Source organism: Ottowia sp. SB7-C50, from assembly GCF_033110285.1.
In the GTDB taxonomy this organism is placed as follows: domain Bacteria; phylum Pseudomonadota; class Gammaproteobacteria; order Burkholderiales; family Burkholderiaceae_C; genus Ottowia.
Map to the genome: position 1 here is coordinate 1811193 of NZ_CP136995.1, position 14550 is coordinate 1825742.

General features: G+C 68.1%; 13 protein-coding genes, 1 tRNA gene and 1 pseudogene. 10 read left to right on the forward strand and 5 right to left on the reverse strand.

Annotated elements, in window-relative coordinates; translation table 11 throughout:
* Positions 1-7 precede the first annotated feature (7 nt).
* From R0D99_RS08655 to R0D99_RS08680, 6 genes are all read left to right on the forward strand, one after another.
* On the forward strand, positions 8-1624 hold the full coding sequence (locus tag R0D99_RS08655) for a bifunctional hydroxymethylpyrimidine kinase/phosphomethylpyrimidine kinase (RefSeq protein ID WP_317747854.1): 1617 nt from the start codon (positions 8-10) through the stop codon (positions 1622-1624).
* 154 nt (positions 1625-1778) lie between these two features.
* The gene (gene thiD, locus R0D99_RS08660) at positions 1779-2648 is read left to right on the forward strand and encodes a bifunctional hydroxymethylpyrimidine kinase/phosphomethylpyrimidine kinase (RefSeq protein ID WP_317747855.1); all 870 of its coding nucleotides are present in this window, start codon (positions 1779-1781) and stop codon (positions 2646-2648) included.
* 33 nt (positions 2649-2681) lie between these two features.
* A complete protein-coding gene (locus R0D99_RS08665) occupies positions 2682-3716 on the forward strand; it encodes a histone deacetylase family protein (RefSeq protein WP_317747857.1) in 1035 nt (344 codons plus the stop codon).
* On the forward strand, positions 3713-4858 hold the full coding sequence (locus tag R0D99_RS08670; RefSeq protein ID WP_317747858.1) for an NAD(P)/FAD-dependent oxidoreductase: 1146 nt from the start codon (positions 3713-3715) through the stop codon (positions 4856-4858). The genes R0D99_RS08665 and R0D99_RS08670 overlap by 4 nt, the downstream gene beginning before the upstream one ends.
* Before the next feature lie 114 nt (positions 4859-4972).
* On the forward strand, positions 4973-5545 hold the full coding sequence (locus R0D99_RS08675) for a LemA family protein (protein WP_317747859.1): 573 nt from the start codon (positions 4973-4975) through the stop codon (positions 5543-5545).
* Positions 5546-5576: 31 nt separating this feature from the next.
* On the forward strand, positions 5577-6509 hold the full coding sequence (locus R0D99_RS08680; RefSeq protein ID WP_317747860.1) for a hypothetical protein: 933 nt from the start codon (positions 5577-5579) through the stop codon (positions 6507-6509).
* A 20-nt stretch (positions 6510-6529) separates the two neighbouring features.
* Here R0D99_RS08680 and R0D99_RS08685 read toward each other — a convergent pair whose 3' ends face one another.
* The gene (locus R0D99_RS08685; RefSeq protein WP_317747861.1) at positions 6530-7612 is read right to left on the reverse strand and encodes a quinone-dependent dihydroorotate dehydrogenase; all 1083 of its coding nucleotides are present in this window, start codon (positions 7610-7612) and stop codon (positions 6530-6532) included.
* Between the two features lie 63 nt (positions 7613-7675).
* Between R0D99_RS08685 and rpiA the strand changes: the two are divergent.
* Together rpiA and R0D99_RS08695 are read left to right on the forward strand one after the other, a co-directional pair.
* A pseudogene (gene rpiA / locus R0D99_RS08690) lies at positions 7676-8351 on the forward strand (ribose-5-phosphate isomerase RpiA).
* Positions 8344-8904, forward strand: a complete 561-nt coding sequence (locus tag R0D99_RS08695; protein WP_317747862.1) for a hypothetical protein — start codon at positions 8344-8346, stop codon at positions 8902-8904. Before rpiA ends, R0D99_RS08695 begins: the two are co-directional and overlap by 8 nt.
* 129 nt (positions 8905-9033) lie before the next feature.
* Here R0D99_RS08695 and R0D99_RS08700 read toward each other — a convergent pair.
* From R0D99_RS08700 to R0D99_RS08710, 3 genes are all read right to left on the reverse strand, one after another.
* Positions 9034-9124 (reverse strand) — tRNA-Ser (locus tag R0D99_RS08700).
* A gap of 154 nt (positions 9125-9278) precedes the next feature.
* Positions 9279-10214, reverse strand: coding sequence for an SPFH domain-containing protein (locus R0D99_RS08705; RefSeq protein ID WP_317747863.1), 936 nt, complete (start codon positions 10212-10214; stop codon positions 9279-9281).
* Between the two features lie 57 nt (positions 10215-10271).
* On the reverse strand, positions 10272-10697 hold the full coding sequence (locus R0D99_RS08710; RefSeq protein WP_317747864.1) for an NfeD family protein: 426 nt from the start codon (positions 10695-10697) through the stop codon (positions 10272-10274).
* Between the two features lie 143 nt (positions 10698-10840).
* On the opposite strand from R0D99_RS08710, the gene R0D99_RS08715 reads away from it, so the two are divergent.
* Both R0D99_RS08715 and R0D99_RS08720 read left to right on the forward strand, forming a co-directional pair.
* Positions 10841-13195 carry an arginine/lysine/ornithine decarboxylase gene (locus R0D99_RS08715; protein WP_317747865.1) on the forward strand — a complete coding sequence of 785 codons (2355 nt, stop codon included), beginning with the start codon at positions 10841-10843 and terminating at the stop codon, positions 13193-13195.
* A 43-nt stretch (positions 13196-13238) separates the two neighbouring features.
* The gene (locus R0D99_RS08720) at positions 13239-13469 is read left to right on the forward strand and encodes a DUF465 domain-containing protein (RefSeq protein WP_317747866.1); all 231 of its coding nucleotides are present in this window, start codon (positions 13239-13241) and stop codon (positions 13467-13469) included.
* Between the two features lie 157 nt (positions 13470-13626).
* On the opposite strand, the gene R0D99_RS08725 is transcribed toward R0D99_RS08720, so the two are convergent.
* On the reverse strand, positions 13627-14475 hold the full coding sequence (locus R0D99_RS08725) for a DNA ligase (RefSeq protein WP_317751049.1): 849 nt from the start codon (positions 14473-14475) through the stop codon (positions 13627-13629).
* Between the last annotated feature and the right edge of the window lie 75 nt (positions 14476-14550).

Below are 14550 nucleotides of genomic sequence, written 5' to 3' on the forward strand. Positions count from 1 at the left end.
CTCTCGCATGAATTTCCCATGGGCCCCTGCACCCGGCCACGCCAGGCCCATCGTCTGGAGCATCGCCGGCAACGACAGCGCGGGCGGGGCGGGCCTGTCGGCCGACCAGCGCGCCGCGCAGGCGTTTGGCGTGCATCTGTGCCCCGTGGTGGCGGCGGTCACGGCGCAAAGCTCGACCGGCGTGACGCGCATTGACGCGGTATCGAGCAAGACGCTCGACGCGCAACTGCACGCGCTGGCCGCCGACATGCCGCCCGCCGTCATCAAGACCGGGCTTCTGGCCAGCGCCGCCCACGTGCTGACCGTCGCGCGCTGCGTGGAAAAGCTGCGCCAACGCGCGCCGGTGGCGCTGGTCGTGGACCCGGTGCTTCGGTCCAGCACCGGCGCATCGTTTGCGGCCGACGATGTGCTGGACGCCTATGTTCGCGAACTGCTGCCCCGGGCGACCCTGACTACGCCCAACGAGGCCGAGGCGCGGCGGCTGGTCGCGGCGCTTGACCCTTCTGTGGGCGCAACCACGGCCCCGGCACTTGCGCGGCGCCTGCGGGCGACGGGCGTGCAGGCGCTCGCCGTGACCGGCGGCGACAGCACGGGGCAGGGCGCGCACGCGATGGACTGGCTGGATACGCAGCACGCGAGCGGCTGGCTGTCGTTGCCGCGCATCGACACGCGCCACACGCACGGCACCGGGTGCACCTTTGCCACCAGCGCGGCGGCGGCATTGGCGCTGGGCTTTGTACCGGCCGACGCGCTGGTGCTGGCCAAGATGGCGACGGCGCAGGCGTTGCGCCACGGTTATGCGGCCGGGCAGGGCGCGGGGCCGGTGGCGTCCGTGGGCGGTTTTGCAACCGATTCATCGCTCATGCCCATGCTGACGTGGGGCGCTCGCTTCGAAATCGATAGCGACTCGCCGACGCACCCGGGGCGGGCTGCTGCCGACATCGGCCTGTACGCCATTGTCGACAGCGTCGAGCGCGTGGCCCAGGTCGTGGCGGCCGGCGTGCGAACCGTGCAATTGCGCATCAAGACACCGGACGCGCCCGACGTGGCCTGGCATGCCGCGCTGCGCGAATCGATGGTGCAGTCGCTGGCCGCGTGCGCCGCCGCCGGCGCCACGCTGGTGGTCAACGACCACTGGCAGCTGGCCGCCGAACTGGCGCCAACCCACCCCGGCACGCTGGCCGTGCACCTGGGGCAGGAAGACCTGCTGGCGCTGGGCGATGCGGGCCGGGCCGCGCTGGCGGCCACGCGCCTGCCGCTGGGCATCAGCAGTCACAGCCTGTGGGAACTGGCGCGCGCCTGCGCCTTGAAGCCGTGGTACGTCGCCTGCGGCCCTGTGTGGCCCACGCTGACCAAGGCCATGCCCTGGGTGCCGCAAGGGCTGGACAACCTGGCCTGGTGGGTGCACATGGCCGGCGTGCCGGTGGTGGCCATCGGCGGCATCCTGGACCTGGACCAGGCCACGCAGGCCGCCCGCAGCGGCGCCAGCGGCGTGTGCGTGGTGCGCGGCCTGGGCGACCTGCCGACGCGCACGGTGCCGGCGTGGCAGGCGGCGATCCAGGCCGGTCGCGCTGCCGCGCCGCTGCCCGTGCCGGCGTTTCCGCACCCGTCGCTCAACGCCTGAAGGCGGCCGCGTGCCGGGGGTGGCGGGCTGGTCAACAATAGGGTGGGGCGCAACGCTGTGCCCGTGCGGTGGCCGGCCGCTGCGGGCGCCACAGATGCTTCATATTTGATAGCTATACATCCTTATTACATCAGCGCAAAAGGCGTGAATCGACATGCAAACGTTTGATCTGACCCAGGAATATGTGCGCGTGCTGACCATCGCCACCAGCGACTCGGGCGGTGGCGCCGGCGTGCAGGCCGACCTGAAGACCTTTGCCGCGCTGGGCTGCTACGGCATGAGCGCCGTGGCCGGCCTGACGGCGCAGAACACGCAGGCCGTCAGCGGCATCCACATCGCGCCGCCGGAATTTCTGGCCGCACAGATCGACGCCGTGGCGCAGGACATCGGCGCGCACGCGGTCAAGATCGGCATGCTGTTCTCGGCCGACGTGATGCGCGTGGTGGCGGCCGCCATCGACCGCCATGCGCTGCCGCACGTGGTGGTCGACCCGGTGATGGTGTCGGCCACCGGCGCCGCGCTGATCGAGCCCGACGGCGTGCAGACGCTCGTGGCCGAGCTGTTTCCGCGTGCTGCGCTGGTCACGCCCAATCTGCATGAGGCCGAATTGCTGCTGGGCCACCCGGTCGGTAGCGCCGCCGACATGGCCGCCGCCGCGCAGGCGCTGCTACAGATGGGCGCGCGCGCCGTGTTGCTGAAGGGCGGCCACCTGCCGGGCGACACCGTGTTCGACGTGCTGCTGGAGCGCGGCGCCGAGCCGCAGGTGATGCAGGCCGAGCGCGTGGCCACGCAGAACGTGCACGGCGCCGGCTGCACGCTGTCGTCGGCACTGGCAGCGTTTCTGGCGCAGGGCCTGCCGCTGCGGCTGGCGGCCGAGGCGGCGCACAGCTTTGTGCTGGACGCGCTGAAGGAAGGCGCCATGGTGCGCACCGGCCACGGGGTGGGCCCGCTCAACCACGGCTTTTCGCCGCGCGCCATGGTGCTGCGCGACCTGCCGCGCGCCGCGCCGCCGCAGGCGGGCTGACGCAGCGGCCGCGCGCCATTCACCGCTTGACCGATGCTGTGCTTCGTCAACCCCGAGCAGGCGCAGCACGCGCCGCGCTTTGAAATCTTTCGCGGCGAGCGCGTGCCCTGCCACGAAGGGCCGCCGCGCGCCGCCTTCGTCGAGCAGGCGCTGCGCGAACAGGGCCACGTGCTGCGCACGCCCGACGTCGACAGCACGCCCTGGCTGACGCAGGTGCATGCGCCGCGCTATCTCGACTTTCTGCGCGGCGCGTGGCACGACTGGCTGGCGCTGGACGCAGCCAACGCCGACCGCCAGCCGTTTCCGTCCGTCTGGCCGGTGCGCACGCTGCGCAGCGACGTCGAGCCGCGCAACTTCATCGCCCGCCTCGGGCTGTATTCGATGGACAACGGCTCGCCGCTCAGCGCCGGCACCTGGGCGGCGGCCAAGGCAGCGGCCGACTGCGCCGCCAGCGCGGCCCGGGCACTGGGTGGCGGCGCGCGTGCGGCCTTCAGCGCCAGCCGCCCGCCCGGCCACCACGCGGGCCGCGACTTCATGGGCGGCTACTGCTTTATCAACCACGCCGCCGTGGCCGCGCAGGCCCTGCGCGACGGCGGCGCGGCGCGCGTGGCGGTGCTGGACGTGGATTACCACCACGGCAACGGCACGCAAAGCATCTTCTACGACCGCGCCGACGTGCTGTTCTGCAGCATCCATGGTGACCCGCGCACCGAATACCCGTTCTACCTGGGCCACGCCGATGAAACCGGCGTGGGCGAGGGCGCCGGCTACACCCTGAACCTGCCGCTGCCCGCCGGCAGCAGCGCAGGCACCTGGTTCGACGCGCTGCATACCGCCTGCGCGCGCATCGAGCGCTACGGCGCCGATGCCCTGGTGGTATCGCTGGGCCTGGACACGTTCGTGGGCGATCCCATCAGCCAGTTTCAGCTTCTCAAGGCAGACTTCGTGCGCCTGGGCGAGCGGCTGAAGCGCCTGGGCCGGCCCACCGCCTTCGTGCTGGAAGGCGGTTACGCGGCGGCCGAACTGGGCCACAACGCAGCCGCCGTGTTGCAAGGATTTGAGGCATGAGCGTGGAACACGTCGACACCGTCGTCATCGGCGCGGGCGTGGTCGGCCTGGCGGTGGCGCGCGCGCTGGCGCAGTCGGGGCGCGAGGTGATGGTGCTGGAAGCGGCCGAGGCCTTTGGCACCGCCACCAGCGCGCGCAACAGCGAGGTCATTCACGCCGGCATCTACTACCCGCCCGGGTCGCTGAAGGCGCGGCTGTGCGTGCAGGGCCGCGACATGCTGTATGCGTACTGCGCGGCGCGCGGCGTGGCGCACCGCCGCTGCGGCAAGCTCATCGTGGCGTGCAACGACGTCCAGGTAGCTGAACTGCGTGCCATCGAGGCGCGGGCGCGCGCCAATGGCGTGAGCGACCTGTGCTGGCTGGGCCGCGCCGAAGCGCTGGCGCTGGAGCCGCAACTGGACTGCCAGGCCGCGCTGCTGTCGCCCTCCACCGGCATCATCGACAGCCATGGCCTGATGCTGTCGCTGCTGGCCGACCTGGAACATGCGGGCGGCCTGCTGGCCGTGCATTCCAAGGTCAATTGGCTTGTAGCGCTGTCTGATCAAGGGCAACCAGCTATCAAATTGGGAGTGATTACGGCCGATGGCGATGAACTGGAATTGCAGGCGCGCCAGGTCGTCAACGCCGCCGGCCTGGGCGCCATCGCACTGGCACACCGCACGCAGGGCCTGGCGCCACAGCACCGCCCGCCGCTGCCCACGCGCTGGGCCAAGGGCAACTACTTCACGCTCAGCGGCCGCGCGCCGTTCAGCCACCTGATCTACCCGGTGGTCGAGCGCGATTCGCCCAGCCTGGGCGTGCACCTCACGCTCGATCTGGGCGGCCAGGCCAAGTTCGGCCCCGACGTGCAATGGCAGGACTCGCCGGACGACTACCGCGTCGACGCATCGCGCGCCGACGCCTTCTACGACGAAGTGCGCCGCTACTGGCCCGGCCTGCCCGACGCCGCGCTGCAACCCGCCTACGCCGGCATCCGGCCCAAGCTGACCGGCCCCGGCGAGCCGGCGGCCGACTTCGTCATCCAGGGGCCGCGCGAGCACGGCGTGGCGGGCCTGGTCAACCTGTTCGGGATCGAATCGCCGGGGCTGACGAGTTGTCTGGCCATTGCCGACGAGGTGGCGGGGCGCTGGGTTGTTCCGTGAGAAAACCGCCACGATGATCCGCGGCGGGCGCGCGGCAAGCGAAAATACTCGCCGATGGCTGCGCTGGTGACGAGAGCACGACGCCACGGCTGATAACGGTTGGAGGGGTTGACGATGGCGATCTTGGGTTGGGTGCTGCTGGCGGTGCTGCTGGTGCTGTGCGTGTATGCCGTGATGCTGTACAACGGGCTGGTCACGCTCAAGCACAACGTGGCCAAGGCGTGGGCCAACATCGACGTGGTGCTCAAGCAGCGCCATGACGAATTGCCCAAGCTGGTCGAAACCTGCAAGCAGTTCAAGCAGTTCGAGCAGCAGACGCTGCAGCGCGTGATCGAGGCACGTTCGCGCGTGCACCAGGCGCGCGAGCGGCACGATGTGGCCGCCTTGGGCGAGGCCGAGGGCGCGCTGCGCACGGGCCTGGGCCGCCTGTTTGCCGTGGCCGAGGCCTACCCCGAACTCAAGAGCAACCAGAACTTCATGCAGCTGCAGCAGCGCATCAGCTCGCTCGAGGGGTTGATCGCCGACCGGCGCGAGTTCTACAACGAATCCGTCAATCTGAACAACGTGCGCATCGAGCAGTTTCCCGACGCGCTGCTGGCGCGCCTGTTCCAATTCAAGCCACAGCCGCTGCTGGAGTTCAGCGCGACCGAGACGGCTGACGTCGACATGAAGCAATTGTTCGGCTGAAAGCGCTGCCGCAGGCCTGGGGTCGAGCATAGTGTCGTGGACCGGCGTCTCCCCATCCGGCGCGCGGTGGCGCTCGTGGCCGGAGCTGGCGGGCCTGTCGAGCGCGAGCGTGCTGTGCTTCGCACTTGGGTCGCTGGTGTACCAGGGCTACGCACCGATGCGGGTGCCGGCATTTGCCTTGCTGCTGGTGGTCAGCTTCGTGGCCTGGGTGCTGGGCTATCGCAGGCAGCGCGAGCTGGCCAGTGTCCCTGTCTCGCGGGTCGAGACCGCGGCGCAGGGCTATGTCAGGCTCAGTGGCCAGGCGCGCTGCATCGAAGACTGGCCGCTTCTGGTGGCGCCTGCGTCGCTGCGCCAGTGCCTGTGGTACCGCTGGCAGACTTTTTCCAAGGACAGCGACGGCCATTGGGTCAGGGACGATGAGGACGAAAGCCATCGGTCGTTCTGGCTCGACGATGGCAGCGGCTCATGCTTCATCGACCCGGACGTCCTGACCATCCTGCCCAGCGAGGCCCACAAGCGCACGCACCGCGAAGCCAGGCGCATGCAGCACGAATGGGTAATCATGCCCGGCGAGCCGATACAGGCGGTGGGCAACCTGCGCACCCGTCATGCCAGCGCCGAACTGGACATGGCGGGCGACGTCCGCGATCTTCTGGCCGATTGGAAGAAAGACCGCAAGAGCCTGCTGGAGCGATTTGACCTGGATCGCGACGGCGAAATCGATCTGCGTGAGTGGGATCTGGCGCGGGGCGCCGCCCGGCGCGAGGTGGAGCACGCGCACAACCAGGTGCGCGCGCAGGCCGCGTACACACACTATCTCGAGGCGGCGCAGGGACGGCCCAGCCTGGCATCGGCGGTCGCGCTGGACAAACTGGGGCGCAACTACCGCTGGCAGGCGTGGTTTCACCTGGCCACGTTCTTCGCCTCGCTGGTCATCCTGATCTGGGCGCTGCGCCCGTCCTAGGCGAGGGCGGCGGCTGAACTCTATCGGGCTGCGCGGGCCGGCGTGGCCGTGGCCAGCGCCTGGGCCGCTTCACGCACCAGCCCCGGTCCCTGGTAGATGAGCCCGGTGTAGATCTGCACCACGTCTGCACCGGCTTCAACCTTGGCCACGGCATCCGCGCCGCTCAGGATGCCGCCCACGCCGATGATCGGGAAGCCCTTGCCCAGCGCGGCGCGCAGCTGGCGCACCACGCGGTTGCTGGCTTCGCGCACGGGCGCGCCCGACAGGCCGCCGGCCTCTTCGGCGTGCCGCAGGCCGGCGACGGCTTCTCGCGACAGGGTGGTGTTGGTGGCGATCACGCCGTCGATGCCGTGGCGGCGCAGGGCGTCGGCAATGGCCAGCACCTGGTCGCCGTCCAGGTCGGGCGCGATCTTGAGGAACAGCGGCACCTGCTTGCCATGCTCGGCGGCCAGTTCGCGCTGGCGCGACTTCAGGGCCGACAGCAGGGCGTCCAGCGCGGCGTCGCTTTGCAGGTCGCGCAGGTTCTTGGTGTTGGGGCTGCTGATGTTGACCGTGACGTAGTCGGCGTAGGGGTAGACGCCGGCCAGGCCCAGCAGATAGTCGTCGGTGGCGCGCTCGATCGGCGTGGCTGCGTTCTTGCCGATGTTCAGGCCAAGAATCATGCGCTCGCCCTTGTCAGTCAAGCGCTGGTCGCTATGAAAACGGGAGCTTCGGACATTGCGCACGAACACGTCCAGCCCCTCGTTGTTGAAGCCCAGGCGGTTGATGAGGGCCTGCCGCTCGGGCAGCCTGAACATGCGCGGCTTGGGGTTGCCGGACTGCGCCAGCGGCGTCACCGTGCCGACTTCGACAAAACCGAAACCCATGGCGCCAAAGGCGTCAATGGCGCGGGCGTTCTTGTCCAGGCCCGCCGCCAGCCCCACGCGGTTGGGAAAGGTGAGGCCCGCCAGCGTCACCGGGTCGTGCACGGGCGGCGCGGCCCACGCGCACTGCAGCGGCGTGCCCTGGCCGCGCGCCAGCATGTCGATGGTGAGTTCGTGCACCGTTTCAGGATCCATGCCGAACAGCACGGGGCGCGCCAGACCGTAGGGGAGCAGGGCCATTGGATAATTCTTCTCAAATCGTTTTTTGCAATCAAGGAATTGTCTCAAATGACCCAGGCCGACATGACGCAGGACCAACTCAAGGCCATGGTGGGCCAGGCCGCGCTGGATTACGTGGTGCCCGGCGAGATCGTGGGCGTGGGCACCGGATCGACGGTCAACAAGTTCATCGACGAACTGGGGCTGATCAAGGACCGCATCGCCGGCGCGGTGTCGTCGTCGGTGGCGTCCACGCAGCGGCTGCAGGCGCTGGGCATTCCGGTGTTTGACTGCAACGACGTGGGCGAGCTCGCGGTCTACATCGACGGTGCGGACGAGATCGACCACCGCGGCCACATGGTCAAGGGCGGCGGTGCTGCGCTGACGCGCGAGAAGATCGTCGCCGCGCAGGCCCGGCGCTTTGTCTGCATTGCCGACGAATCCAAGCTGGTCGAGCGGCTGGGGCGCTTTCCGCTGCCGGTGGAGGTGATCCCCATGGCCGCGCAGCGCATCGCGCGCCAGTTTGCCGCCATGCAGGGCCAGGCCACGCTGCGCCTGAAGGACGGCGCGCCGCTGGTCACCGACAACGGGCAGCACATCCTGGACGTGCGCGGGCTGCTGATCGCCGATCCGCTGGCGTTCGAAAGCGAAGTCAACCAATGGCCCGGCGTGGTGACGGTGGGGGGTGTTTGCCCACCAGCGCGCGCAGGTCTGCCTGCTGGGCACGCCCTCGGGTGTGCGGACGCTGCGCTTTGACTGAGCGCGGTCCGACGTCGCCGTCGCGCGCGCGCCTGTACCTGCTGGCGGCCGCGCTGCGCGGCATGGTGATGCTGGCCGCGCTGGGCGGGCTGGTGCTGGGCTGGCGCTATGCCAGCGGCCCGTCCGATGTCGACGGCCCGCCCAGCGTGCGCGTGCTCAAACTGCTGCCCGGCACCTTCATGTGGACTGACGCGCCGCGCGACGCGCGTTACCTGCCCGAAGGCCTGCGGCCCGCCGACGCCGCCCGGCTGAAACTGCTGCTGCTGCGCGACGAGGCCGGCACCGTGCGCGGCTTCTGGCTGCCGCAGCAGGACGGCCGGGCCGACATACCCGTGTCACCGTCGCCGGCCAGCCCCGGCATCCCGTGCGAAGACCTGGCCCCTGACTTCCGCACCGGCGACATCGCCTGCCGCCAGACCACCGCCGGCATGGCCTTCGGGCAGCGCCACCGCTGGTCGCTGGAAGGCCGCGCCCTCACGCCCGGCACGCCGGACCTGTATCCGGCCGCGGGGCGCGAGGTGGATGGCGACTGGGTGCTGCAGGCGGTGCGCTGACGGTAGCTATCCCGCGTTCAGTGCCACGCACATGGCTAGGCACGCCAACAAAAAACCCCGTAACTCATTGAATGACGGGGCTTTTGTCAGACCGTTCTGGACGTCGGCGGAACGTCAAAAACCGAATTCTGGCGGAGCAGGCGGGATTCGAACCCGCGGAGGGCTGTTAACCCTCACACGCTTTCCAGGCGTGCGACTTAAACCACTCATCCACCGCTCCGTGGAACCACGCATTGTAGCAGCGGCACCCGCGCACTGGCTTGCATCAGCTTGACACGATCTTCGAGTGCCGTTTCGCGCTCCTGCGCTTAACCAGAGGGCGCCCGCAGCTATCATAAAGATAGCATCTGGCGGACGGTGCACCACCGCACCGATCAAGCGCGATCGGTAGGCGAGGGGTTGGCCTGCCCAGCCTGCACCATCTTCATGGCCGAGGTGATCAGCGCCGACACTTCAGTCATGTTGCTGGGCACGACCAGCGTGGTCTTGGCCTGGGCGGCGAGCTGGCTGTAGGCTTCGACGGCTTTTTCGGCCACCTTCAGTTGCACCGCCTGTTCGCCGCCCGGCTGGCGGATGGCGGCGCCGACGCGCGCCACGGCCACGGCGGTGGCGGTGGCGACTTCGGTGATGGCGGCGGCCTGGCCTTGCGCGGTGTTGATGGCGGCCTGTTTTTCGCCCTCCGACTTGGCGATGGCGGCCTGCTTCTGGCCTTCGGCCAGGTTGATTTCTTCCTGGCGGCGGCCTTCCGACGTGGCGATGACGGCGCGCTTTTCCCGCTCGGCGGTGATCTGCGCCTGCATCGAGCGCAGGATTTCGGCCGGCGGCGTCAGGTCCTTGATCTCGTAGCGCAGCACCTTCACGCCCCAGTTCAGCGCCGCTTCGTCGATCGCTTCGACCACCTTGGCGTTGATGATGTCGCGCTCCTCAAAGGTCTTGTCCAGCTCCAGCTTGCCGATCACGCTGCGCAGCGTGGTCTGCGCCAGCTGGGTGATGGCCATGATGTAGTTGCTGGAGCCATAGCTGGCGCGCATCGGGTCGGTGACCTGGAAGTACAGCACGCCGTCCACCTGCAGCTGGGTGTTGTCGCGCGTGATGCAGACCTGGCTGGGCACGTCCATCGGGATTTCCTTCAGGCTGTGCTTGTAAGCCACGCGGTCGATGAAGGGCACCAGAAAGTTGAGGCCGGGCGACAGCGTGGTGTGGTACTTGCCCAGGCGCTCGACCACCCACGCGTTCTGCTGTGGCACCACCTTGACCGAGCGGGTGATGAAGATGACGGCGACGATGAGAAGAATCAGGGCGATTTCCAAGGCGGTTCCTTTCGAGTGGCGCGCGGTGAAAAAAGACGGCGAAGCGCTGCGGCGCGGCTATGCCGGGTCGACCAGCAGGCGGCTGCCCACCAGTTCGGCCACGCGGTGCGGGCCAGGGCGGGGTGCGGTGCCGGGGCGGTGCATGACGGTCCACGCTGCACCGCGATAGCGGATCTGCGCGGTGCCGTCGGCGTTCCAGCCATCCACCTGCACGATTTCGCCCACGTCCAGGTTGACGCTGCGCTCGGCGCGCGGCGACGGATCGCCCGGCCGGCGGCGGCGCACCACGTAGCAGGCGACGACCGCCAGCCCACCCACCAGCGCGGCCACCACCATCTGCGTGGTCAAGGGGGCGCCCGCATGGGCGGCCAGCGCGCCGGCCACGCCGCCGATGGAGAGCATCAGCAGGTAAAAGGTGCCGCTCACCAGTTCCAGCGCCACCAATGCGCCGGTGATGATCCACCACCACGTCGAATAGGCCATGCAGCGCCTCCTGTGTCTGCCGATTGTCGTTGTGTATGACTCCTGAAACCGATTGTGGTTCATTCCGGCGTCAAAGCTGGCCGCGCGCGTCAATTCCGTACACTTGCAAGCTGTGGGCCGTCTTTCGGCCGGAGCATTGCTGAATGAAATTTCGTTTTCCCATCGTCATCATCGACGAAGACTACCGCGCCGAAAACACCTCGGGCTTTGGCATCCGCGCGCTGGCGGCCGCCATCGAGGCCGAGGGCTTCGAAGTGGTGGGCGCCACCAGTTATGGCGATTTGAGCCAGTTCGCGCAGCAGCAAAGCCGCGCCAGCGCGTTCATCCTGTCGATCGACGACGAGGAACTGGGCGGCGACCCCGAAACCGACACCGCCGTACAGAACCTGCGCAACTTCATCCAGGAAGTGCGGCGCAAGAACGAGGACGTGCCGATCTACCTGCACGGCGAGACCAAGACCAGCCAGCACCTGCCCAACGACATCCTGCGCGAGCTGCACGGCTTCATCCACATGTTCGAGGACACGCCGGAGTTCGTGGCCAAGCACATCATCCGCGAGGCCAAGGCGTATCTGGAAGGCATCCAGCCGCCGTTCTTCAAGGCGCTGCTGGACTATGCCGAGGACGGCTCGTTCTCGTGGCATTGCCCGGGGCATTCGGGCGGCGTGGCGTTTCTCAAATCGCCCATTGGCCAGATGTACCACCAGTTCTATGGCGAGAACATGCTGCGCGCCGACGTGTGCAACGCGGTGGAAGAACTGGGTCAGCTGCTGGACCACAACGGCGCCATTGGCGAATCCGAGCGCAACGCCGCGCGCATCTTCAACGCCGACCACGCGTTCTTCGTCACCAACGGCACGTCCACGTCCAACAAGATGGTGTGGCACCACACCGTCGCGCCGGGCGACGTGGTGGTGGTCGACCGCAATTGCCACAAGAGCAACCTGCACGCCATCATCATGACGGGCGCGATTCCGGTCTTTCTGAAGCCGACGCGCAACCACTTCGGCATCATCGGGCCGATTCCCAAAAGCGAGTTCGAGCCCGAGACGATCAAGGCCAAGATCCGCGCCAACCCGCTGCTCAAGCACGTTGACGCCGACAAGGTGAAGCCGCGCATCCTGACGCTGACGCAAAGCACCTACGACGGCGTGCTCTACGACACCGAGGGCATCAAGACCATGCTCGACGGCTACGTCGACAACCTGCACTTCGACGAAGCGTGGTTGCCGCACGCGGCCTTCCACCCGTTCTACGGCACCTATCACGCCATGGGCAAGAAGCGCCCGCGCCCCAAGCAGAGCGTGGTGTATTCCACGCAGTCCATCCACAAGCTGCTGGCCGGCATCAGCCAGGCCAGCCATGTGCTGGTGCAGGATTCGCAGAACGTCAAGCTGGACCGCTACCTGTTCAACGAGGCGTACCTGATGCACACCTCGACCAGCCCGCAGTACAGCATCATCGCCAGCTGCGACGTGGCCGCCGCCATGATGGAGCCGCCCGGCGGCACCGCGATGGTGGAAGAGAGCATCTCCGAAGCCCTGGACTTCCGCCGCGCCATGCGCAAGGTCGAAGAGGACTTCGGCAAGGACGACTGGTGGTTCACCGTCTGGGGGCCGGAGAAGATCGCCACCGAAGGCATTGGCCGCTCGGACGACTGGATCATCAAGAACGGCACGGCCAAGAAGAGCTGGCACGGCTTCGGCAAGCTGGCGCCGGGCTTCAACATGCTGGACCCGATCAAGGCCACCATCGTCACGCCGGGCCTCAACCTGGACGGCAAGTTCGACAAGACGGGCATTCCGGCCAGCATCGTCACCAAGTTCCTGGCCGAGCACGGGGTGGTGGTGGAGAAGACGGGCCTGTACAGCTTCTTCATCATGTTCACCATCGGCATCACCAAGGGCCGCTGGAACACGCTGCTGACGGCGCTGCAGCAGTTCAAGGACGACTACGACCGCAACCAGCCCATGTGGCGCATCATGCCGGAGTTTGCCCGCGCGCACCGGCAGTACGAACGCATGGGCCTGCGCGACCTGTGCCAGCACGTGCACGAGATGTACGCCAAGTACGACATCGCGCGCCTGACCACCGACATGTACCTGAGCGAGCTGACCCCGGCGATGAACCCGGCCGACGCCTACGCCTGCATCGCGCGCCGCCAGGTGGAGCGCGTGGAGATCGATAACCTGGAAGGCCGTGTCACCGTCGGCCTGGTCACGCCATACCCGCCCGGTATTCCGCTTCTGATCCCGGGTGAGGTGTTCAACAAGAAGATCGTCGACTACCTGAAGTTCTCGCGCGACTTCGCCAAGCTGTGCCCGGGCTTCGAAACCGACATCCACGGCCTGGTCGAAGTGGAGGACGAGCACGGCCAGATGCGCTACTACGCCGACTGCGTAGCCACCAGCGCCAGCCCCAGGCTGCTGGCCCCGGTCACCGACATCAACGACATGATCGACACCGCCACCGATTCGCCCTACGCCAGCAATTTCTGACGCTGCGCGTGGGCTATCATTTCGGCATTGAAAAGGAGAAACGATGTTTCCTGAATACCGCGACCTGATCACCCGCCTGAAGACAGAAGGCACCAACCACCGCTTTCTGCACCTGTTCGAAAAGCACAACCAGCTCGACCACAAGATTTCGTCGCTGGAATCGCACGATGCGGGTGGCATTCACACCGAGATCGAGACGCTGAAGAAGGAAAAGCTGCACATCAAGGACGAGCTGTATTCGCTGCTGCGCAGCGAAGCCGCGGCGTCCAAATAAGGCGCTCCAGCCGGCGTTCCGCCGCCGATGGGTGTGCGGCGCCTGCACATAAGACGACCCGCTTCGGCGGGTTTTTTGTTACCTTTTGCAGCCTGAGCCCGCGAAGGACAAGGCTCTGACGCTATGAATTCAGGACGGCGTGACGGGCACGGACCGATCAGCGCACGTCGCGAAAGCGTGGCTCGTCGCTGCGCACGCGCACGAAACTGGCGAAGCGCGGCAGGCCGCTGCCGGCGTGCAGTCCGCGATACCGGTAGGTCACCCAACTGCCCAGGGGCGGCGGCTGCTCGCGCTGGGCGTCGGTCAGGCCGGTGCCCAGGCGAAAGCGCTGGCCTTGCGGCGTTTCGACCAGCAGGGCGCCCAGCCGGCCCGCGTGACGGCCCGTTCCCGGCAGGTGGCCGACGACGCGGGCTTCGGCGTCGTCGTGCAGCTTCAGCTTGAGCAGATCGTCGCCGCGCCCGGCGCGGTACAGCGACGCGCCGCGGTGCAGCATCAGGCCTTCGCCGCCGCCGCGCACCACGTCGCGCAGCCACGCCTGCAGTTCGGCATCGTCGGCCACCTTGCGCTGTGGCACGGCCACCACCCACGGTTGGCCGATGGCGGCCACCGTGCTGCGCAGCGCGGCCAGCCGTTCGTCGAAGTGGCCGGGGTGCGCGGGCAGGTCGAACACCATGAAGCGCATGCGCCGCCACGCGTCGTCGCCGGCCTGCGCGCGCCCGATCGTGGATTGCGCGTGCTCGAATGCGCCGCGCCCGGCCCACAACTCGCCGTCCATCGGGGTGGCGGGCCAGCCGTGGGTGAACCAGTCGGGCGCGTTGACGCGTTCGCCGCCGCGTGTGGTGAGCTGACGGCCGTCCCACACGCCACGCACGCCGTCGTATTTTTCGCTGACCCAGTAATCACCCAGGTCGATGCCGGGGCGATAGCGGCCCGCCAGCAGCAGCGCAGGTGCATCGCGCTGCGCCCAGGCGCCGCCGCCATGCGCGGTCGCCAGCAGCGCCGTCAAGACGGACAAGGCACGCCGACGATTGATCACTATTAATTCGGTAGCTGCAGTTGCTTGCCTGACAAGGGCGCTGGC